The sequence below is a fragment of the Burkholderia sp. 22PA0106 genome, from assembly GCF_047497155.1.
Taxonomy (GTDB): Bacteria; Pseudomonadota; Gammaproteobacteria; order Burkholderiales; family Burkholderiaceae; genus Burkholderia.
This window is the reverse complement of sequence record NZ_CP163162.1, coordinates 723,370-743,414: the sequence shown is the minus strand read 5'-3', so window position 1 is coordinate 743,414 and position 20,045 is coordinate 723,370. Positions and strand designations below refer to the sequence as shown.

Sequence of the window (20,045 nt, the reverse complement as noted above, 5' to 3'; positions counted from 1 at the left end):
AATCATCGAGAATGGCCGGATGTCTTGCGTCGATGTCATGGCACGTCGCCGCGCGACAGCCCGGAATTTTCACTTCGCGCGCGCCCGCCAAAGTCGGGCGCGCCATCGCCATCTACCCAGGAGAACAACATGCAGCCAACCGCAGTGGTCGTGGGCGTCGGCCCCGAGGAAGGGCTCGGCGCGGCCGTGGCCCGCCGCTTCGCCCGAGAAGGGTTTCATGTGCTGGTCGCGGGGCGCACCCCGGAGAAGATCGAGCGCGTGGCCAGCAGCCTCGGCGCGGGCAACGGCACGGCGATTCAGGTGGACGCCACCCGCGAGGACGACGTCCTGCGCCTGTTCCGCGCCGCCGCCGAACCGGGCGCGGGGCGCGCGCCGGCCAGCGTGGTGGTGTTCAACGCCGGCAACAACCGGCATATCCCGTTGCAGGAGGTGTCGGCCGAGCAGTTCGAGGATTTCTGGCGCGTCGGCTGCTTCGCCGGGTTCCTGGTCGGCCGCGAGGCGGTCAAGCTGCTGTTGCCGCAGGGCGCCGGCACGATCCTGTTTACCGGCGCGTCGGCCAGCCTGCGCGGCCGTCCCGGCTTCGCGCACTTCTCGGCGGCGAAGGCCGGCCTGCGCATGCTGAGTCAGAGCATGGCGCGCGAATTCGGGCCACAGGGCCTGCATGTCGCCCATGTGGTGATCGACGGCGGCATCAACGGCAGCCGGCTGAAAAGCTTGCGGCCCGGCGTCGTCGAGGAACGCGGCGAGGAAGGCCTGCTGAACATCGACGCGATCGCCGACACCTACTGGCATCTGCACCAGCAGCATCCGAGCGCGTGGACGCAGGAAATCGATCTGCGCCCGTTCAAGGAAGCGTTCTGAGCGGTCGGGCGAGCGGGCCGCGCGAGGGGTCGGGCCAGTCGAAGCGCGCGGATTCGGCCCTTGCTGAGTTGAAGCACGCGGCATTGGCCCTTGCCGAGTCGAAGCACGCGGCATCGGCCCTTACTGAGTCGCAACGCGGTGTCGCCCTTCGCCGGATCGAAGCACGCCGCATCGGCCCTTGCCGAATCGAACTACGCGAATTCAGCACCGACCAGCAGGCCAGCGCGATCGGTGCCCCGCTGGCCAGCCTCGCGCTGGCCGAGCGGGCCGAACACTGGCCGCTAATGCGTCGCCCTGCCGTGCCGCCGGCCACACCCTATCCGCCCGGCTCGACTCGCTCGCCGCCACCTCAAACCCGAACCCGCTCCGCCTCACGCTCACCACGCAGCACCGCGGCCATCTTCTCGCGGTCGAGTTCCTTCTCCCAGGCCGACACCACCACCACCGCCACCGCGTTGCCGATCATGTTGACGAGCGAGCGGCACTCGGCCATGAACCGGTCGATGCCGAGGATCAGCACCATCGCCGCCACCGGCACCGTGGGCACCACGGCCAGGCTCGCCGCCAGCGCGACGAAGCCCGCGCCCACCACCGCGCTCGATCCTTTCGACGTCAGCATCGTGACCGCCAGCAGCGTCAGCTCCTGCCCCGCCGTCAGATGAATATTGGTGGCCTGCGCGAGAAACAGCACGGCCAGCGTCATGTAGATGTTCGCGCCGTCGAGGTTGAACGAATAGCCGGTGGGCACCACCAGCCCGACCACCGCCTTCGAGCAGCCGAGCCGCTCCAGCTTCTCCATCAACTGCGGCAGCACCGCCTCCGACGTGCTGGTGCCCAGCACGATCAGCAGCTCTTCCTTCAGATAGGCCAGCAGCCGGAACAGGTTGAACCCCGCCAGCCGCGCCACCGCGCCGAGCACCACCGCGACGAACACGAACGCCGTCACGTAGAACACCGCGATCAGCTTGAACAGCGGAATCAGCGAGGCGATGCCGTAGGTGCCGACGGTAAACGCGATCGCGCCGAACGCGCCGGCCGGCGCAAGCCGCGTGATGATCTTCACCAGCGAGAAGAACACCGCCGAGCAGCGCTCGACCGCCAGGCTCACGCCGCTGGCCCGCTCCCCGGCGGCCGACACCGCCAGCCCGAACATCACCGAGACAAACAGAATCGGCAGCGTGTCGCCCTTGGCGAACGCGTCGAAGAACGAATTGGGCACGATGCCGAGCAGGAAGCCGGCGATGCCGTCGAGATGCTCGGAGCGGCTGACGAAGCCCGCGATGGCGCGCGAATCGAGCGACGCGACCGACACGTTGAAGCCGTCGCCCGGATGCAGCAGATGGCCGAACAGCAGGCCGATCACCAGCGCGAGCGACGACACCACCTCGAAATAGATCAGCGCCTTGCCGCCGACCCGGCCGACCTTCTTGAGATCGCCCATGCTGGTGATGCCGGTGACGACGGTGCAGAAGATCACCGGGCCGATCACCATGCGGATCAGCTTGATGAACACGTCGCCGAGCGGCTTCATCGCGGTGGCGTGCTGCGGATACCAATGGCCCAGCACAATGCCCGCGGCAATCGCGATCAAGACCTGGACGTAAAGAATCTTGTAGAAAGGCTGTCTCATCATGTCGTTCTCGGCCGCCCGGTTCATCGCGAAGCGCGGGCGGCAATCAGGGTTGCGCGGCCGGGCGCAGGACGGCCCGGCCGATCTGCCGGCCGATGACGGCGAGCGTCATCGGCCGGGGTCAGGCGCTCGGCACGTGCAGCGCCTGCCGAATCCGTTCGGCGCGGATCGGCAGATCGCGCATGCGCACGCCCACCGCCGCGAAGATCGCGTTGCCGATGGCCGGCGCGACCACCGTGGTGGGCGGCTCGCCCAGGCCCACCGGCGCCTCCGTGCTCGGCACGAAGGCGATCTCCATGGCCGGCACGTCGGCCATGCGCAGCGGCGTATAGGTATCGAGGTTCAGGTCCTTGACGTAGCCGTTCTCGAACCCGGTGCCTTCGTGCAGCGCCATGCTCAAGCCCCACAACGTCGCGCCCTGGGCCTGCGCCAGCGCGCCGCCCGGATCGACGATCGAACCGGCGTCGATCTCCATCCACAGCTTCTGCACCGTGACGCGGCCGGTCTGGCGATCGACCCTGACCTGCGCGACGCAGGCGCACCAGGTCGGCATCGCGCGCTCCTGCCCGAACGAGCTGGCGAGGCCGAGCCCCGTGTCGGGCGGCATGGCGCGGCCCCAGCCGGCGCGCGCGGTCACGCGCCGGATCACGTTGGCCTGCCGCAGCGCGCCGCCGGTCGCGCTCGGCGCCGAGCCGGCGTTGCGGCCGGCGCCGGTCAGATGCGCGAGCCGCAAGACCACCGGATCGCGGCGCTGCGCGTGCGCCACCTCGTCGAGAAACGATTCGAGCGCCCAGTTGGTCCAGCCCGGCGCGACCGCGCGCAGCCAGCCGGGGCGGAAGCTCTTCTGCGCCAGATCGTTGTTGACGGCGCGCACCCGCAGCGCGCCCACGTCGTACCAGTGATCGGCGCCGGCGATCGAGAACGGGTCGTACGGCACGCCGTTGGTGCCTTTCTGCATATTCCCCGGGAACACCGTCAGGCTCGGCCAGCCCGCCACGGCGACATGCTCCATCGCCACGATCCGGCCGCCGCCGTCCCAGCCGAGCCGCAGCCGTTGCAGCGTGGGCGAACGCAACGAATCGAGCCGCGTGTCGTCCTCGCGCGTCAGCACCATCTTGACCGGCCGCCCGAGCGCCTTCGCGGCCAGCGCCGCCGGCACCGCGTAGTCGCCGTTCAGCCGGCGGCCGAAGCCGCCGCCGATCAGGTAGGTGCGCATCACGATCCGCTCCACCGGCACCTGCAAGGCCTTGGCGAGCACCGGCAGGATGAAGCCCTGCGCCTGGTTGCCGGTGTGGATCTCGAACACGCCGGCCTTCTCGAACGCCACCGCGTTGACCGGTTCGAGCTGGAAATGCAGCACGCCGGTGGTGGTGTAGCGGCTGTCGAGCGTCTGGCCGGCGCGGGCCAGCCCGGCATCCACGTCGCCGCCGCCGGTGTCGAGCAGCGCGCCCTGATGCGGATCGGCCGCGAGCGCGGCGGCATGGCTGAACAGGTCCTGCTCGGAGACGGTCGCGGTCTCGCCGTTCTGCCATGTCACCTTGACCAGATCGGCCGCGCGCAACGCCGCGTAGTAGGTGTCGGCGATCACCATCACCCAGCCCGGCACGGTGTTCGACGGATCGTCGAGCGCCACGCTGCGCAGGTAGCCGCGAATGCCGCGCGCCGCGCTGTCGTCGATGGCGAGCACCTTCGAGCCGTAGCGCGTGGGCGGCAGCTTGGGGCGCGCGTGGACCATGCCGGGAATCACCGCGTCGATGCCGTAGACGGCCGCGCCGGTGGTCTTGGCCGGCACGTCGAGCGCCGGCACCGGCTGGCCGATCAGGCGGCGGCTCGCGGCCGGCTTGATCGGCAGCGCCTTGAGTTCGTCGGCGGAGAACTGCCGGCCGAGCCGGCCACGGCGCACGATCTCGCCATAGCCGATCGCGCGGCTGCCCGCATGCACCGCGCCGCCGCGCGCCGCGCAGGCCGCGGCCGGCACGCCGAGCAGCGCCGCGCCCGCCTCCACCAGCGCGATCCGCCCGGCCGCGCCGGCCCGGCTGAACACCGGAAACGTGGCCCACACCGACGTGCTGCCGCCCGTGACCATGAAGCCCCAGCGCGGGTCGGTATCCACCCCGACGATCCGCACCGCGCCCCAGTCGGCCTCGAGCTCGTCGGCCAGGATGCGCGCGATGGCGGTGCCGATGTGCTGGCCCATCTCGGCCTTCGGCACGTTCACCGTCACGATGCCCTGATGGTCGATGCCGAACCAGACGGTCGGCGCGAAACCGCCGCCCGCCGCGTCCTGCCCGCCGCCGGCCAGCACATCGAGCGCATGGGCCGGCGAGAAGCCGAACAGCGCACCGGTCGCGGCGCTCGCCACCAGGAAGCCGCGCCGCGACAGGTTGACGGCCGCGCCGCCGTGTTGCACCCGGCTCATGGCTTGCCTCCCGCCATCTCGCGCGCGGCCTGCTTGATCGCGTCGCGAATGCGCGAATACGTCATGCAGCGGCACAGGTTGCCAGTCATCACCGCATCGATGTCGGCGTCGCTCGGCGCGGGGAAATCCTTGAGCATCGCGGCGGCCTGCATGATCTGGCCGGACTGGCAGTAGCCGCACTGCGGCACCTGCAGCGCCCGCCAGGCAAGCTGCACCGGATGCGCGCCGTGCGGGTCGAGCCCTTCGATGGTGGTGAGGTCCGCGCCCTCGACCGCGCCGAGCGGCGTCACGCACGAGCGCGTCGGCCGTCCGCCCACGTGCACCGTGCAGGCCCCGCACATGCCGATGCCGCAACCGAACTTGGTGCCCTTCAGGCCGATCTCGTCGCGGATGATCCACAACAGCGGGGTCTGCTCGTCGGCGTCGACCTGCACCGGCCGGCCGTTGATCTGAAACTGCGTCATCGAATTTCTCCGGGTCCGGCCGCGCGAATCGCGGCCACTTGCCTGGCCAGGTCCGGCCACGGCGCGCGGCCGGTGCGCGTGCTGCGCAAATAGCCGGCGATGCTGACGATGTCGTCGTCCGTCATGGCGTGCGCGAAGCCCGGCATGACGATGCCCGGAGCGCCGTCCTGCGCGTTGATGCCGTACAGCATCACGCGGATCAGGTTCGACGGATCGTCGAGCTGCACGGCGCTGTTCAGGCCGAGTTCCGGCCGCTGCGGATTGACGTCCGGCGGCCGGTTGTAGTGGCACGAGGCGCACGCCGCCAGGAAGCGGCGGCCACCGGCGCTGTCGATGCGGGCGTGATCGAGCGCGTCCTGGCCCAGCGCGGCGGCCACGGCGGACGCCGCGCGATCCGCATGCGCATCGCCCGCGCCGAGCGATTCGATGTAGGTCACCAGCGCGGCCTGATCGTCGGCGTCGAGCGTGGCGAGCGCCTGCACGACCGGCGCCATCGGGCCGGCCGCCGAGCCGTGATAGCGGCTCAGGCCGGTCACGAGGTAATCGCGCAGTTCGGCCGAGGTCCACGGCACCGGCGCGGGGTTCGCGGCGGTCAAGGGCGGCGCGAACCAGCCGTCGACGGCCGCGCCCTGGTACAGGCGGTTCGTCAATTCCTCGCCGAGCGGGCCTCGCGGCGTATGGCACGCCGAGCAATGGCTGAGACTCTCGGCCAGATAGGCGCCGCGATTCCAGCGCGGCGAGCGATCCTCGCGCGGCGCGAATCGCGTCGGGTGGAAGAACAGCAGCTTCCAGCCGGCCTGCAACGCGCGAATTCCGAGCGGGAACGGCATCTCGTTCGGATGGTTCTGCGCATGCACCGGGGGGCGCGTCATGATGTACGCGTACAGCGCCTGAATATCGGCATCCGACAGTCGCGTGAAATGGTCGTACGGAAACGCCGGGAACAGATGCGAGCCGTCGCGCGCCACGCCTTCGCGCATGGCGCGAACGAACGCCGCTTCCGACCAGTCGCCGATGCCGGTTTCGCGGTCGGGCGAAATATTGGTGGAGTAGATCGTGCCGAAACCGGTCTTCATCGCGTAGCCGCCCGCGAACGGCTTGCCGCCCGTCACGCTGTGGCAGCTTGCGCAAAAACCCGCGGCGGCGAGCTTCGCGCCCTGCCCGACCAGGACTGGCGAAAAATCCGCTGCGGCGGGCGTCGGCACGGCGTCGATCGCAGGCCGCCAGGCGAACGCGGCGAAGCCCGCCAGGCCCACGGCCAATACCGCCACCAGCCATGCCAGCCAACGCCGGTATCGTCCTGCCGCATTGCGCGACGAAGCCGGCCCGGCTTGCGGCAGCTCTTCCTTGTTTCTAGCCATGGATACGCGTTCCCGCCGGTGCAGACACTCTGAATCGATCCGGCCGCCGCATCGCGCGGCGGCCGGAAACTTGACGGCGCCACGTTAAGCGACGCCGGATCGACGGTCCATGTCGGAAAAACACGGTTTTCCGGACATGGCCCCGTGCGCGGCCACGCTCAGTGCGTGCGCGCGTTCAGCTTCGACACCAGCACGTCGCCGAATTCCGGCGCGGACATCGGCTGCTGGCCCGTGATCAGTTCGCGATCGACGATCACATTGCTGTGCCAGTTGGCGATCGTGTCGACGTGCGCGCCCGCTTCGGCCAGCGCGTTCACCGGATAGAACTGCACGTTGCCGCCCAGGCCGTTCGGGCCTTCGAGCTGCTCTTCCTCGCCGGTCGAGAACACGGTCAGGCGATAGCCCGCATACGGCCAGCCCTTGGCGAGCGAATTGGCCTTGCCATCGTTGGCGACCATCGAGGCGACGAACGCATCCGGGTCCGGCAGCGCGGACAGCAGCGCGATCGGGCCGTGGCAGATGATCCCGGTGGGACGGCCGTTGTCGTGGAAGCCCACCAGGATCTTGCCGAGATTGCGATCCTTCAGCAGATCCACCATCGGTGCGTGACCGCCCGGAATGAACAGGCCGACGTAGCCGCCGGTGCCGCCCGCGACCACCGAGGCCAGCGTCTTCGGGTGCTTCAACTGGGCGATGCCTTGCGCATACTTCAGCGCGTCGGCGCGGGCCGCCTCGTCGCCGCCGAAGAACATCTTGTTGTTCGAATTGGCGTCCATCACCGGCATGTCGCCCTTCGGGTTGGCGATCACCGGCTCGTAGCCCGCTTCCACCAGCTTGCGGTAAGGCACCACGAATTCGTTGAGGTAGTAACCCGTTTCGTACTGCTTGCCGTCGCGCAGGTCGAGCTGGTGCGCGCTCGACATCACCACCAGCACCTTGCCGCGCGATTGCGCCGAGGCACTCATCGGCAGGGCGAAAGCGGTCGCGGTCGCGAGAATCGCCGCGCCGATCTTGAGCATGTTCTTCATCACAGTGTCCGTTGTCAGGTTGGGGGCTCAGGCGTCCAGCGCGTAGCGCGGCGCGGCCTTGGCGTTGGCGAATTGCGGCGCGAGCGCGCGGCGGTCGGCTTCCCAGCGGGTCCAGGCCTCGCCGTCGTGCAGCGTCGGGATCGTCACCAGCTCGCCTGCGTCGAGGCCGGCCAGCGCGGCATCCACCAGCACGGCGGCGGGCATCGTGCTGGCCGCTTCCTTCTGCTTCGCGTAGCCAGCCACGTCCCAGAATTCGGTCGCGGTGGCGGCCGGCAGCACCGATTGCACGCGCACGCCCTTGCCTGCCAGGTCGCGCTGCAGCGCATGGCCGAAGCTCAGCACGTAGGACTTCGAAGCGCTGTACACGCCGTTCAGCATCTCGACGGCGATGCCCACCACCGAACCGATGTTGATGATGGTGCCCGCGCCGCGTGCGACGAAGGCCGGCGCGACCGCGTAGGTCAGCCGCGTCAGCGCGGTGATGTTCAGGTTGATCATCGATTCCATCGTGTCGACGTCGTCGTTCAGGACCGACGCGACCGAGCCGATGCCCGCGTTGTTGACCAGCATCGTGATGCGCGTGTCCTCGCGCAGCAGGCGCTCGATCTTCGCGAGCGCGGCCTTGTCGTTCAGGTCGGCGGCCAGCGTCTCGATCGTGCGGCCCGTTTCCGCGGTGAGGCGGGTGGCCAGCGCGCTCAGGCGCGCCTGGTTGCGCGCCACCAGGATCAGGTCGTAGCCGCGCTTGGCGAGGCGGTCCGCGTAGATGGCGCCGATGCCGGCCGAAGCGCCCGTGATCAGGGCGAAACCTTTGGTGGAAGCAGTCATGGTGAGTCCTTTTTCGTTGGGTGAACCGACAGGGCGTCGAGTCATGGCTGCATTCTGGCCGGGGCGACACGCGCCCTCAATGTCGAATATGCAAGGATTTCGGACATCGCTTCCGGCCCGGTCGGCTTGGCCGGAAACCTTGCGGATTCGTCCTTGGGCGCGGCCGTCGGATTCCCCAGAATCGGCTCCCTGCAACGGATCCGCACGGCGTGAGGCCTTCGATGGCCCCACGCCGCGGCGCAATGAACGCAACGAGATCGAGCCAAGCCGATGAAGATAGGTATTCCCGCCGAAACCCGGCCGAACGAGGCAGACGTGGCGGCGACGCCCGATCTCGAAGTCCTGCAATGCGGCGCGCGCTGGCTCGACGAGGGCCATCGCAGCCTGCTGGTCACGGTCGTGAAAACCTGGGGCTCCTCGCCTCGCCCCGAGGGCGCCATGCTGGTGGTGCGCGCCGACGGGCTGGCAGTGGGCTCGGTATCGGGCGGCTGCATCGAGGACGATCTGATCGAGCGCGTGCGGCGCACAGGCGTCACGCACGCCACGCCCGAGGTGCTGACCTACGGCATCAGCGCCGAGGAAGCACACCGCTTCGGCCTGCCGTGCGGTGGCACGATTCAGCTCGTGCTGGAACCGCTGACGCCCGCCTCCGGCATCCGGGCGCTGCACGACGCCGTGCGCGGCGGCGCGTTGGTCGCCCGCACGCTCGACCTCGCCACCGGCCACGCCCGCCTCGCGCCTGCTGCGGCCGACGCTGTACTGCGCTTCGACGGCCGCCGCCTGACGACGATCCACGGCCCGCGCTACCGGATGCTCGTGATCGGCGCGGGGCAGCTCTCGCGCTATCTCGCGCGCATCGCCGTGGGGCTCGACTATCAGGTGACCGTGTGCGACCCGCGCGACGAATACGGCGACACCTGGGATATCCCCGGCGTCACGCTGGTGCGGACCATGCCGGACGATACCGTCGCCGACATGCGGCTCGATGCGCGCTGCGCCGTGATCGCGCTGACGCACGATCCCAAGCTCGACGATCTCGCCTTGATGGAAGCGCTGAGGACCCCTGCGTTTTATGTGGGCGCGCTCGGCTCGCGCCGCAACAACCGGGCGCGCCGCGAACGCCTGCGGGAATTCGACCTGAGCGCGGCGCAGGTGTCGCGCCTGCACGGCCCCGCCGGCATCTATATCGGCAGCCGCACGCCGCCCGAAATCGCGATATCGATCCTCGCCGAGCTGACCGCCGCCCGCAACGGCGTCGCGCTGCCGGCGTTCGTTCAGATCGAGGCGGCCAAGGCGGCGCGGGAAGCCGACTGAGCGCCGCGAGCCGCGCGAGGCGGTTGTCGGGCGACGCATCGGCGCTTGCGGTGCGCACCAATTGGCGCGGCAGCGCGGGCAGCAGGAAGCGCTCGCGCCTCACGTCGGCCGGCGCGCGAAAAAAGCGCACACGCCCAACCGGCCATGTGCGCCCAACTCGGAACCGCTACCCGAAAATCTCGCTGTGGAACGACAGGCTCAGAAGCGCTGCGTCATGCCGACGATGAAGGCCGTCTGGCGGTTGCTGCTGCTGATGGCCGAGCCGCTCAGGTCGGCCACCGCGGCGTGGCCCGTCGAATCGGTGCCGGAGGCCGTTTCCAGATAGCCGAGCGCATAGATCGAGGTGCGCTTCGACAGGAAATAGGTGGCGCCGAGGTTGAACTGGTTGTAGTTCGCGCCGCCGTAGCCGTCCGCGCCGCCGTTGCGCGTGTGGATATAGGCCGCGCCGAGCTGCAGCGCCGGGCTCAGCAGATATTTGAGGTTCACTTCCTCGCTGTTGAACACGGCCGAGCCGCCCGCGTACTTCGGCGCGGCGGTCGCGCCGCCGGCCGCGGTGGCGCCGAGGCCGATGAACTGGGTGTTCGAATACACGAGGCCGACGGTGGCCGCGCCGATCGCCCACGAGCCGCCCACCACGATGATCTGCTGCGCGGCCGCCGACGCGTAGCCGCCATAGATCACGTTGTTGATATTGTTGTTGGTGCCGGTGGCCGAGGTGGAGGAATTGCCCTGGTTGCCGAAGGTCGCGTAATAGGGGTTCTTCGTGTAGTTGTAGCCGGCGCCGAGCTTGAACGGGCCGTTCGCATAGGCGAAGCCGGCGTCGATCACCTCGTTGCGGGTGACCTGGCCGGGCTGGCCGCCGAGGCTGTACATCACGCCCGCCTGCAGGCCGCGATACACGGGGCTCTCGTATTTCACGGCGTTGGCGATGCGGTTGCTGGTGTCGATGTTGTCGACGTCGCCCGCGCGCGTGCCGTAGCCGAGGCCGGAGCCGGCCCAGTCGGCGCCCGAGGCGAACGAGCCGGTGAAATCGTTGCTGACCGAATACTGGCGGCCGAGCGTGAGCGTGCCCCAGGTGCTGCTGGTCAGGCCCACGAAGGCCTTGCGGCCGAATTCCAGGCCGCCCTGGCTCAGCGAGCCGGTGGCGGTGGTGAAGCCGTTCTCGAGCGTGAAGATGGCCTGCAGGCCGCCGCCGAGATCCTCGCTGCCCTTCATGCCCCAGCGCGAGGAATTGGCCTGGCTCATGGCGTATTCGTGGCCGCCCTTCACGTTGCTGTTGTACAGCACGCCGGCATCCACGATGCCGTAGAGCGTGACGCTGCTTTGCGCGCTGGCGGTGCCGGCACAGGCGAAGGCGCCGAGGGTCAGCACGATCGCCGGGATCTGTTCGAGTTTCATGATGGTCCGTTCGCTGAAAATGTGGTGTCGATGTAATGTCGAAATGGCAGCCCGCGTGTGGCCGCGTTCGTATTTATTGATGAATCGATTTGCACTTCCCCCTGCCTCACTCCATAGATGCGGACTCCTTAATAAAAGATCGTTGAACCGGAACGTTTCGATGCCCTGCCCGCGGCGATCTCAGTGCGCCGCCTCCAGCTTGAACGAGGCCACCAGCTGATTGAGCCGCGACGCCTCGTTGCGCAGCGTCGACGAGGCGGCCGCCGCTTCCTGCACCAGCGCGGCGTTCTGATGGGTAGAATGCTCCATCTCGGACACCGCCTGATTGATCTGGCCGATGCCCTCGCTCTGCTCGCGCATCGAGTGATTGATCTCGCCGACGATGCCGGCCACGCGCTGGATGCCGGTGGCGATCTGCTCCATGTTGCGGTCGGCATCGAGCACGCGCGTGCTGCCCGAGCGGATGCTGGCCTCGGAGGCGGTGACCAGCTCCTTGATCTGCCGCGCGGCCTGCGCGCAGCGCTGCGAGAGGCTGCGCACCTCGCCCGCCACCACCGCGAAGCTGCGGCCGTTCTCGCCGGCGCGGGCGGCCTCCACCGATGCATTGAGCGCGAGGATGTTGGTCTGGAACGCGATGCCGTCGATCACGCCGATGATCTGCACGATATTGGCCGAGGCGTTGTGGATGTCCTGCATGGTGGCCACCACGTCGGCCATCACCTCGCGCCCCTGCGCGGCCGATTCGCTGGCGCCCTTCGCGACCTGCGCCACCTGGTTGGACGCCTGCGCCGAGCTTTCCACGGCGCGTGTGATCTCGTCGAGCGAGGTGGAGGTCTGATGCAGATTGGCGGCCGACAGCTCGGTGCGGCCCGAGAGATCGAGATTGCCCGATTCGATCTGGCGGGTGGCCACCGACAGCGATTCGCTGCCGGCGCGGATTTCCTTGAGCACCGAGGCGATCTTCTCCACGAAGGTGTTGAACGACGCGGCGATCTGCGCCACCTCGTCGTCGCCGATCACGGGCAGGCGGCGCGTCAGGTCGGCGTTGCCGGAGCTGATCTCGTCCATCGCGTCGCGCGCCTGCGACAGGCGGCGAAACGAGCGGCCCGTCATGAACGCGCTGAACAGCGTGGCGATCACCGCCAGCACGATCACGGCCACGATCGAGGCCTGCACCACGCTGCGCATGCCGGCGGTCGCCTCCTCGCGGTCGAGCGCGATCACCAGCAGCCAATCGGTGCCGGCGATGCGCTTCACGCGCACCAGCGCCGGCCGGCCCTGCCGGTCCGCCTGCATGACCTCGCCGCTACCGGCCAGCTCCTCCAGCGCGCCGGCGCTCAGCGCCGGCAGCAGCGCCGCGGCGGGCTTGAGCAGCAGCGCATCGTCCGGATGCGCGATCACCGTGCCGTCGCGGCTCGTCACGAAGCCGACGCTCGACGGCGTGGGATGGATCGCGGCCACCACCTTGCGCACCGTGTCGAGCGACACGCCGCCGGCCACCACGCCTTCGGGCTTGCCGTCGCGCACGATCGGCGCGGTAAACGACACCAGCAGCACGCCCGACACCGAGCGATACGGCGCGGTGATCAGCGGCACGAGCCGGCGCATGCTTTCCTGGTACCAGGGGCGCCCGGTCACGTCGTAATTGGCAGGCAGGTCGGGCGTGGACGAGGCGAAGGCCTTGTTGCGCCAGCCCGCGGTGGTCAAGGAAAAGCCGGCCGCCTTCTGCAGATGCCGGACGAGGCCGCCGGGGTCGCCGGTCGCGACGTCCTCGGCCGTGGCCGTGATCGCCAGGGTGCGCGCAGTGCTCCATTCGGCAATGGCCGTCGCGTTGGCCGTGGCGAGCGCATCGAGATCCTGACGAATGGTGCGCAGATTGTCGGCGCGCACCAGCGCGTAGATCACGCCGGTGGTCAGGGCCAGCGAGAAGATCACCGTGCCGGCGGCGATCAGCAGGATTCGCGTACGCATCGACGAAATCATGGCGTCAACTCGCGGAAGGTCGGTTGGGAAAGCGGTCGGGCGAGCTGCACGCAGCGCCGCGCCAGCACGTTGGTGGGGTCGATGATGGTCACGCTGCGGCCATCCACCGGGTAGGCGTCGGTTTCCTCGATCAGCAGCGGCAACTCGGTGCAGCCGAGGATCACCACCTCGGCGCCGCGCCCCGCGAGATGGGCGATCGCCGCCTCGATGCGGTCGCGGCAATCGCCGGTGGTAAAGCCGGCCTTCACGCCGCTCGGCCCGTAGATCGCGGCCATCACCTCGCCCTGCACCGCCGGGGTGGGCGTGAGCATGTCGAGATAATCGGCCGCCGCGTTGTGATAGACGCGGCTCGCCAGCGTGCCCGAAGTGGCGAGCAGGCCCACCCGGCAGCCCGGGCCAAAGCGCGCGACGATATGGGCCACGGTTTCGCGCAGCATGTCGACGATCGGGATGCCGAGATACGGCTGGATACGGCCGATGAACGCGTGCGCCGTGTTGCACGGCAGCGCGATCGCGCTGACGCCGCCGGCCTGCAGGCGCGCGCAGGCGGCGAACAGCGCGAGCGTCGGGTCCTGGGCGTGATCGACCAGATGCGCGGTGCGATCGGGAATCTGCGGGTTGTGCTCCACCAGCATCTTGATGTGGTCCTGATCGCCATGCGCCTCGGTGTTGCGCAGCACCTTGCCCATGAAATCGACGGTAGCCGCGGGCCCGATACCGCCCACGATGCCGAGCTTGAACGGGGTCGGCGCATGGCCGCTCAGCGCGCGGTGGCTCCAGTCGGCCCAGATCGCCGGCAGATCGAGGCTGACCGCGTCCACCGGCGCGGCGGCCAGGAAGGCCGCGCTCATCGACGGCGGCACCAGCGAGAGCAGCACCACGCGCCGTTGCGGCAGGCGCGAGGCGGGGATCGACGGGATCGACGGCGCCTCAGGCCCTGCCGCCAGGCGCGCCTCCTGCAGCGCGGCCCACCACTCGGCGTTCTCTGCCGACGAGGTCATCGGCAGATGGCGCAGCGCCACGCCGGCCGGCAGATGGCGCTCGAACACGCCCGATGCCCGCACGCGCGGGCGCGCCGCCACCACCAGCAGGTCGCCGGTGCGCATGCGGGCCGCCAGATGATCGCGCAGCACCGACATCATGGTGGCCACCGGCATGCCGAGTTCCGCGCGCAGCGCGTCGAGCGACGGCTCCGTGTCGGCGTCGGCCAGCAGGATCGCGCCGGCGCCGCGCTCGGCCAGCGCCTGGCAGGCGAGCAGCATGCGGCACTCGCGTACGGCGCGCTCGTCGCGCGGTGCATCGTCGGTGGCCAGCGCGAACGCATGGCGCTCGACGATCACCTGCACCTCGCCCTGCCCCTCGCGCGCGGCACGCAGCTCGCGCGGCAAGGCATGGAGATCGGCATCGAACAGGCTGCCGGGGGAACTCACGATCCCAAGCGTGGACAGTCGCGACATCGCCCTTACCCCCGTTGCGGCTCGACGCGCCAGCTCAGCGCCACCAGCACCGCGCCCACCGCCGCGACCAGCAGCGCGCAATAGGCGAGCAGGTAATGGCCCGGCGTGAGGTCCACCAGCATGCCGATCATCGCTGGCGCGATGGCCGCCGCCACCTGGCCGCCGAAGTTGATGATGCCGGCCGCCGAGCCCACCAGTTCGTCCTTCATGTGCTTGAGCGGGATCGCGAACACGGTGCCGTACACCATCGTGTAGCCGACCAGGCAGAGCGTCCAGAGCAGCAGCAGCACGGGCAGCGAATCGGCCAGCGCCATCGCCGCGAGGAAGATCGTGACGATCGAGCCGCCCACCACCATGAACAGGCGCTCGCGGCCGCGGCCGATGCGATCGAGCATCCAGCCCACGGCGCTCAGGCAGGCGAAGGCAACCACGTAGGACAACGAAGTGGCGAGGCCCGCGTGCAGGATGTCGATGTGGCGGGTCTTGATCAGGAAGGCCGGCATCCACGAAATCAGCGCCACGTACACGATATTGCTGAAGAAGAAGATCAGCATGGTCTTGCGCAGCATCGGCGAGGCGAACAACGCGCGGAAGGTGGGCTGGCCGGGCAGCCGCTTGCGGCGCGGCGCGGGCTTGATGGCGAGCCACAACACCAGGGCCACCACCACGCCGATCGCGCCGAACACGTGATACGCGAAACGCCAGCCGTGGCTGTCGATCAGCGCCGCGATCGCGCTCGAACCGAGCGCGCTGCCGATGAAGGACGCGCCGATCACGATCGACTTGGCGCGGGCGCGCTCCTGGTGCGGAAACGCCTCGGCGATCGTCACGGTGCTGGCCGGCACGAAGCCGCCCTCGCCGATGCCGAACAGCACGCGGATCGCGAACAGCATCGCGAAGGTGGTGGCGATGCCGGTCAGGCCGGTAAATACCGACCAGCAGCCCACCGCGAACACCAGCACCAGGCGCGAGCCGAAGCGGTCGCCGAGCCAGCCGGCCGCCAGTTGCATCAGCGCGTAGCTGACATAGAAGGCGCTCAGCAGCAGGCCCGCCGAGCGCGCATCGAGATGGAAATCGCGGGTGATCGGCACGATCGAGATGCTCATCGCGATCCGGTCGGCATTGGCGAGTATCCACGACAGCAGCAGCATGCCCAGCAGGAACATCTTGCGGGAGAACGAGTAGCTCGAGACATGTCGCGTCGATGCCTGCGCGGCGGGTGGATCGCGGTCGGCGCGCGACGCCTGGGTCGCGTCGGATTCGGTCGTGTGGGCCATGGAAGGTCTCCGGCGAAAGGTTGGAATGGGTTCGTCTGGTGTGGCGTGCGGTGGCGGCGCTCAGTGGCCGGCGCGGCGGATCAGATGCCCCGCGTGCAGGTCGATCGATTCGCCCTCGCGACAGGCGAGCCGGCCGTTCACGAACACCGCGTCGATGCCGGTGCTCACGCGCGTGGGCTGCTCGAAGGTGGCGCGATCGGTCACGCGGTGTTCGTCGAAGATCACCAGGTCGGCGCTATGGCCTGCGGCGATCGTGCCGCGGCCTTCGAGGCCGAAGCGGCGCGCGCTGAGGCCGGTCATCTTGTGGATCGCGGTTTCGAGCGAAAACAGGCGGCGCTCGCGCGTGTAGTGGCCGAGCACGCGCGGGAAGGTGCCCCATAGGCGCGGATGCGGCTGCGCGTCGTGCGCGAGGCCGTCCGAGCCGATCATGCTCATCGGATGGGCGAGAATGCGCGAGACGTCGTCCTCGCTCATCGCGAAGTAGACGGCGCCGGCCGGCGCAAGCGAGGCGGCCAGCGTCTCGGCATCGACGCCGCGCTCCCGGGCCAGCGCGAACAGCGACTGCCCGGCCACGGAAGGGTCCGTTTTCGACCAGGTCACGAGCACCTCGTCGGATTGCTTGACGCGCGCCGGCAGCAGCATGGTGGACGAGGCGTTGTACGGATAGCAGTCGAAGCACACCGACTGATGCGCGGCGGCCGCGTCGAGCATCGCGAGCGTTTCGACGGAATGGCCGTGATTGTTGCGGCCGACGATCTTGTGGTGAGACACGATGGTGTCGATCGCAAGTTCGCGGCCGATCAGCAGCGCCTCGCGCAGCGCGTCGTCGATCGCATCGCTCTCGTCGCGCAGGTGCATGGTCAGCACCCCGTTCGCCGCGCTCAGCGGGCGGCCGATCTCGATCACTTCATGCGCGCTGGCGGCGCGTGCCGGCGGATAGTAGAGGCCGGTGGACATGCCGATCGCGCCCGCCTCCAGCGCCTCGTCCAGGTCGCGCGACATGCCGGCGATCTCGTCGCGGCTCGCGGTGCGATCGAGCGCGCTCATGTGCCGGGCGCGCAGCGTGGTGTGGCCCACCAGGCAGGCGGCGTTCAGCGCCGGCTCGGCCGCTTCCAGCTCGTCGAGATAATCGGCGAAGCGCGAATAGCGCCAGCCGTCGTCGCCGAGCAGACTCAGCGGCGCCGGCGGATCGCGCATCACGAGCGGCGCGAGGCTGATGCCGCAATTGCCCGTGATCACCGTGGTCACGCCTTGCGAGAGCTTCGGATGCGGGCCGTCGGCCGGCTCCAGCAGCAGCCGGTCATCGTGGGTATGCACGTCGATGAAGCCGGGCGCCACGATCCGGTCGCCCGCATCGAAGCGTTGCCGCGCCGGCCGATCGCGCAGATCGCCGAGCATCTCGATGCGCCCGGCCGTGACGCCCACATCGCAGCGCTTGCGCGGCGCGCCCGTGCCGTCGATCACCGTGCCGTTCTCAATCACCAGATCAAACATGTTCGCTGCCATACGTGGATTTCGATGGCCCGATGATGAATTCGACAAAAACGGCGAACAAACCATTAATTTTGCGGTTAGCGTGAGAAAAACTCATGCAGTGGGGCAAATACTCGCTGCACCTCCTTTTTTATCGTGCAATCCTATGATTTTTATTAATGCCGATTGGCAGGTCAGCGAGGCGCCGGTTCCATGTTCCATGCCCCTTCCATGCAGTCGTTGCTCTGCTTCGAGGCGAGCGCGCGGCTGCGCTCCTTCACCGCGGCGGCGCGCGAATTGCACCTTACGCAAGGCGCCGTGAGCCGCCAGATCCAGATGCTCGAGGAGCGGCTCGGGGTGGCGCTGTTCATCCGGCGGCGCGATGCCATGACGCTGACCGACGCCGGGAACGAATACATCGCCGAGATCGAGCCGCTGCTCATGCGCCTCGAACGCGCCACCGTCAACGTGATGGCGCTCAAGGGGCGCGGCGGCGCGCTATCGCTGTCGGTGGGCTCGTCGATCGGCAACTATTGGCTGATTCCGCGGCTGCCGGCCTTCACGCGCGAGCACAGCGAGATCACGCTGAACATTCGCACGCGAGTGGGCGCGGTGGATTTCGGCCTGGCGAGCGTGGACGCGTCGCTCGAATTCGGTGAGGGCAACCGCCCCGGGCTGCAAAGCGACTTCGTGGTGCCGCTGGAGTTGCTGCCGTATGCGGCGCCGTCATGGATCGCCGAGCATGGCGACACGCTCGGGGCGCACACGCCGCGCAGCGCGCTGGTGCAGCATCTGACGCTCGACGGCGCGTGGGACGCGTGGTTCCGGCACGACCGGATCGACGCGCAGGCGGGCAACGAGGGCCCGCGCTACGAGATCATGTCGATGGCGCTGAATGCGGCGGTGGGCGGGCTCGGGGTGACCTTGCTGCCACCGTTCATGGTGGCGGACCAGGTGGCGGCCGGCCGGCTGGTGGCGCTCTCCACCCATATCTGGCGCCATACGAAGGCGTATTACCTCGTGTATCCGGAGGCGTCGGCGGGGATGAAATCGCTGCAGATCTTTCGGGAGTGGTTGCTGGGGCAGACGGAGATAGGGTGAATGCCTTGTCCCGTTCTCTTCGGTTCAGCCGCTCAGGGCATGGCTTTGGAGCCTGACAGCGCGAGTCTGATGCGCGGGAGCGTCTGCTCGAACAGACCGAATATCTTGGCCCGCGCACCGTTGGATAACCGCGGGAATGCGGCCGTCACGTCTCCGATATCCAGCAGGCTGGTGGATGCGCAAACGGCCGACCTGATCGCGCAGTCGCGCCATGCCGATGCACAGGGCCGCATGACCAAGGCGTATCCGTGCGCCGATTTCGTATCTGGGTTTCTTCGTTGAGGACGCGCCGGGTTGATTACGCCGACCCAACGCCCTGCAGCGTTTGCAGCACCTCCAGCAGCGCGGTTTTCGCCGGCCCCTTGAAGTACTTGCGGATCTCCCGCTCCACCCGCGCCTGCGCCTCGCGCCAATACGGCTGCGCTTCGGCCAGCACCCGAATGCCTTCGTCGCTCAAGCGCGCCACCTTGTAGCGCGCATCGTCATCAGGGGACGTCACCACCCAGCCCGCCTCGATCAGCGACTTGATGTTGCGCGAGATGGTGGTCTTGTCGAGCGCCACCTCGGCGGCGATCTCGTTGTAGGTGGCGGCTTCGAGCCGGTCGAGCGCGCGCAGCAGCGAAAGCTGCGTGATTTTCAGGCCGAGCGGGCGCAGCGTGTCGTCGTAGATTTGCGTCAGCGCATTCGCCGAACGCCTGAACTGGGTGCAATAGCATTCCGTGAACATGTCCCCTCGCCTTCCCTGTGCGGATTCGTGCAGCTCCGCCATGGTAGCGGGAAAACCCCTTGAAACACGCATCCGAAGCGTACAACCAAGGGTTCTCACCGACACCGGATTCGCGAATCGATCTCTATACTGATGCACGTACATCTATTGATCAGCCGATTTTCGCTTCGATAGATGGCCGCTCATCCAATCGGGCCGGAATGCGGTTCGTGGCGAAACTCGCCCTCGCAATCGCCCCATTTTGCATACGTATGCAAAATAGCCTGAAACCGGTTGGACACATCACCGCCTCTCTCACCACGGAGCTTGAAAACCATGCCGATCATCGTTTGCACCACACGCGCAGGGCTGGACGTCGACATCAAACGGCAAATCGCCAGGGAAATCACCCAGGCCGTGCACAACACGATCCTGTCGCCGATCAACATCATCAGCGTCGTCTTCAACGACCTGGCCGCCGAGAGCAGCTACGTGGGCGGCGAGCCCGGCAGCGATACGCTGATCATGTGCAACATCCGCGCCGGGCGCTCGGAGGAAGCGAAGGTGTCGCTGGTCAAGCAGGTCAGCGCGATCTTCAGCCGGTGCGCCGGCATTCCCGAAACCCGCATCGAAACCGGCCTGCTCGAATACGTCGCCAAATACATCATTCGCGGCGGCCAGCAACTGCCCGATCCGCCCTACGCGTAAGGCGGCATGGCTCGCGGGAGCACGACACACAACAAGCATC

16 protein-coding genes are annotated in these 20,045 nt (G+C 68.4%); 4 read left to right on the top strand and 12 right to left on the bottom strand.

The window, feature by feature from the left end; genetic code table 11:
- The first annotated feature begins 129 nt into the window (after window positions 1-129).
- Complete coding sequence (locus AB4850_RS03205) at window positions 130-861, top strand: SDR family NAD(P)-dependent oxidoreductase (protein WP_414441165.1); 732 nt, start codon at window positions 130-132, stop codon at window positions 859-861.
- Window positions 862-1,210: 349 nt separating this feature from the next.
- On the opposite strand, the gene dctA is transcribed toward AB4850_RS03205, so the two are convergent.
- From dctA to AB4850_RS03175, 6 genes are all read right to left on the bottom strand, one after another.
- Window positions 1,211-2,491, bottom strand: coding sequence for a C4-dicarboxylate transporter DctA (gene dctA / locus AB4850_RS03200; RefSeq protein ID WP_414441945.1), 1,281 nt, complete (start codon window positions 2,489-2,491; stop codon window positions 1,211-1,213).
- 121 nt (window positions 2,492-2,612) lie between these two features.
- On the bottom strand, window positions 2,613-4,910 hold the full coding sequence (locus tag AB4850_RS03195; protein ID WP_414441164.1) for a molybdopterin cofactor-binding domain-containing protein: 2,298 nt from the start codon (window positions 4,908-4,910) through the stop codon (window positions 2,613-2,615).
- Window positions 4,907-5,374, bottom strand: a complete 468-nt coding sequence (locus AB4850_RS03190; RefSeq protein ID WP_414441163.1) for a (2Fe-2S)-binding protein — start codon at window positions 5,372-5,374, stop codon at window positions 4,907-4,909. The genes AB4850_RS03195 and AB4850_RS03190 overlap by 4 nt, the downstream gene beginning before the upstream one ends.
- Entirely contained in the window at window positions 5,371-6,735 is a 1,365-nt protein-coding gene (locus tag AB4850_RS03185; RefSeq protein ID WP_414441162.1) for a cytochrome c, read from the bottom strand. Before AB4850_RS03185 ends, AB4850_RS03190 begins: the two co-directional genes overlap by 4 nt.
- 158 nt (window positions 6,736-6,893) lie before the next feature.
- A complete protein-coding gene (locus AB4850_RS03180) occupies window positions 6,894-7,763 on the bottom strand; it encodes a type 1 glutamine amidotransferase domain-containing protein (protein WP_414441161.1) in 870 nt (289 codons plus the stop codon).
- 27 nt (window positions 7,764-7,790) lie between these two features.
- Complete coding sequence (locus tag AB4850_RS03175) at window positions 7,791-8,588, bottom strand: SDR family NAD(P)-dependent oxidoreductase (RefSeq protein ID WP_414441160.1); 798 nt, start codon at window positions 8,586-8,588, stop codon at window positions 7,791-7,793.
- A gap of 270 nt (window positions 8,589-8,858) precedes the next feature.
- Between AB4850_RS03175 and AB4850_RS03170 the strand changes: the two genes are divergently transcribed.
- Window positions 8,859-9,902 (top strand): XdhC family protein, encoded by a 1,044-nt coding sequence (locus AB4850_RS03170; RefSeq protein WP_414441159.1) that lies wholly within the window; start codon window positions 8,859-8,861, stop codon window positions 9,900-9,902.
- Window positions 9,903-10,100: 198 nt separating this feature from the next.
- Here AB4850_RS03170 and AB4850_RS03165 read toward each other — a convergent pair whose 3' ends face one another.
- The 5 genes from AB4850_RS03165 to AB4850_RS03145 form a co-directional block, all read right to left on the bottom strand.
- Window positions 10,101-11,300, bottom strand: a complete 1,200-nt coding sequence (locus AB4850_RS03165) for a porin (RefSeq protein ID WP_414441158.1) — start codon at window positions 11,298-11,300, stop codon at window positions 10,101-10,103.
- 180 nt (window positions 11,301-11,480) lie between these two features.
- Window positions 11,481-13,283 (bottom strand): methyl-accepting chemotaxis protein, encoded by a 1,803-nt coding sequence (locus AB4850_RS03160; protein WP_414441157.1) that lies wholly within the window; start codon window positions 13,281-13,283, stop codon window positions 11,481-11,483.
- Window positions 13,280-14,740, bottom strand: a complete 1,461-nt coding sequence (locus tag AB4850_RS03155; RefSeq protein ID WP_414441156.1) for an aspartate/glutamate racemase family protein — start codon at window positions 14,738-14,740, stop codon at window positions 13,280-13,282. Before AB4850_RS03155 ends, AB4850_RS03160 begins: the two co-directional genes overlap by 4 nt.
- A gap of 5 nt (window positions 14,741-14,745) precedes the next feature.
- A complete protein-coding gene (locus tag AB4850_RS03150; protein WP_414441155.1) occupies window positions 14,746-16,017 on the bottom strand; it encodes an MFS transporter in 1,272 nt (423 codons plus the stop codon).
- Window positions 16,018-16,077: 60 nt separating this feature from the next.
- Complete coding sequence (locus AB4850_RS03145) at window positions 16,078-17,523, bottom strand: N-acyl-D-amino-acid deacylase family protein (RefSeq protein WP_414441154.1); 1,446 nt, start codon at window positions 17,521-17,523, stop codon at window positions 16,078-16,080.
- A gap of 180 nt (window positions 17,524-17,703) precedes the next feature.
- Between AB4850_RS03145 and AB4850_RS03140 the strand changes: the two genes are divergently transcribed.
- Window positions 17,704-18,591 carry a LysR substrate-binding domain-containing protein gene (locus tag AB4850_RS03140; RefSeq protein WP_414441153.1) on the top strand — a complete coding sequence of 296 codons (888 nt, stop codon included), beginning with the start codon at window positions 17,704-17,706 and terminating at the stop codon, window positions 18,589-18,591.
- 298 nt (window positions 18,592-18,889) lie between these two features.
- On the opposite strand, the gene AB4850_RS03135 is transcribed toward AB4850_RS03140, so the two are convergent.
- Window positions 18,890-19,318 (bottom strand): MarR family winged helix-turn-helix transcriptional regulator, encoded by a 429-nt coding sequence (locus AB4850_RS03135; protein ID WP_414441152.1) that lies wholly within the window; start codon window positions 19,316-19,318, stop codon window positions 18,890-18,892.
- A 315-nt stretch (window positions 19,319-19,633) separates the two neighbouring features.
- Between AB4850_RS03135 and AB4850_RS03130 the strand changes: the two genes are divergently transcribed.
- Window positions 19,634-20,005, top strand: coding sequence for a tautomerase family protein (locus AB4850_RS03130; protein ID WP_414441151.1), 372 nt, complete (start codon window positions 19,634-19,636; stop codon window positions 20,003-20,005).
- Window positions 20,006-20,045: the final 40 nt, after the last annotated feature.

What these genes read in the sequence shown, in the direction of transcription:
- AB4850_RS03205 (WP_414441165.1), top strand. Translation starts at nt 130, where the DNA reads ATGCAGCCAACCGCAGTGGTCGTGGGCGTCGGCCCCGAGGAAGGGCTC.
- dctA (WP_414441945.1), bottom strand. Translation starts at nt 2,491, where the DNA reads ATGAGACAGCCTTTCTACAAGATTCTTTACGTCCAGGTCTTGATCGCG.
- AB4850_RS03195 (WP_414441164.1), bottom strand. Translation starts at nt 4,910, where the DNA reads ATGAGCCGGGTGCAACACGGCGGCGCGGCCGTCAACCTGTCGCGGCGC.
- AB4850_RS03190 (WP_414441163.1), bottom strand. Translation starts at nt 5,374, where the DNA reads ATGACGCAGTTTCAGATCAACGGCCGGCCGGTGCAGGTCGACGCCGAC.
- AB4850_RS03185 (WP_414441162.1), bottom strand. Translation starts at nt 6,735, where the DNA reads ATGGCTAGAAACAAGGAAGAGCTGCCGCAAGCCGGGCCGGCTTCGTCG.
- AB4850_RS03180 (WP_414441161.1), bottom strand. Translation starts at nt 7,763, where the DNA reads ATGAAGAACATGCTCAAGATCGGCGCGGCGATTCTCGCGACCGCGACC.
- AB4850_RS03175 (WP_414441160.1), bottom strand. Translation starts at nt 8,588, where the DNA reads ATGACTGCTTCCACCAAAGGTTTCGCCCTGATCACGGGCGCTTCGGCC.
- AB4850_RS03170 (WP_414441159.1), top strand. Translation starts at nt 8,859, where the DNA reads ATGAAGATAGGTATTCCCGCCGAAACCCGGCCGAACGAGGCAGACGTG.
- AB4850_RS03165 (WP_414441158.1), bottom strand. Translation starts at nt 11,300, where the DNA reads ATGAAACTCGAACAGATCCCGGCGATCGTGCTGACCCTCGGCGCCTTC.
- AB4850_RS03160 (WP_414441157.1), bottom strand. Translation starts at nt 13,283, where the DNA reads ATGATTTCGTCGATGCGTACGCGAATCCTGCTGATCGCCGCCGGCACG.
- AB4850_RS03155 (WP_414441156.1), bottom strand. Translation starts at nt 14,740, where the DNA reads ATGTCGCGACTGTCCACGCTTGGGATCGTGAGTTCCCCCGGCAGCCTG.
- AB4850_RS03150 (WP_414441155.1), bottom strand. Translation starts at nt 16,017, where the DNA reads ATGGCCCACACGACCGAATCCGACGCGACCCAGGCGTCGCGCGCCGAC.
- AB4850_RS03145 (WP_414441154.1), bottom strand. Translation starts at nt 17,523, where the DNA reads ATGGCAGCGAACATGTTTGATCTGGTGATTGAGAACGGCACGGTGATC.
- AB4850_RS03140 (WP_414441153.1), top strand. Translation starts at nt 17,704, where the DNA reads ATGTTCCATGCCCCTTCCATGCAGTCGTTGCTCTGCTTCGAGGCGAGC.
- AB4850_RS03135 (WP_414441152.1), bottom strand. Translation starts at nt 19,318, where the DNA reads ATGTTCACGGAATGCTATTGCACCCAGTTCAGGCGTTCGGCGAATGCG.
- AB4850_RS03130 (WP_414441151.1), top strand. Translation starts at nt 19,634, where the DNA reads ATGCCGATCATCGTTTGCACCACACGCGCAGGGCTGGACGTCGACATC.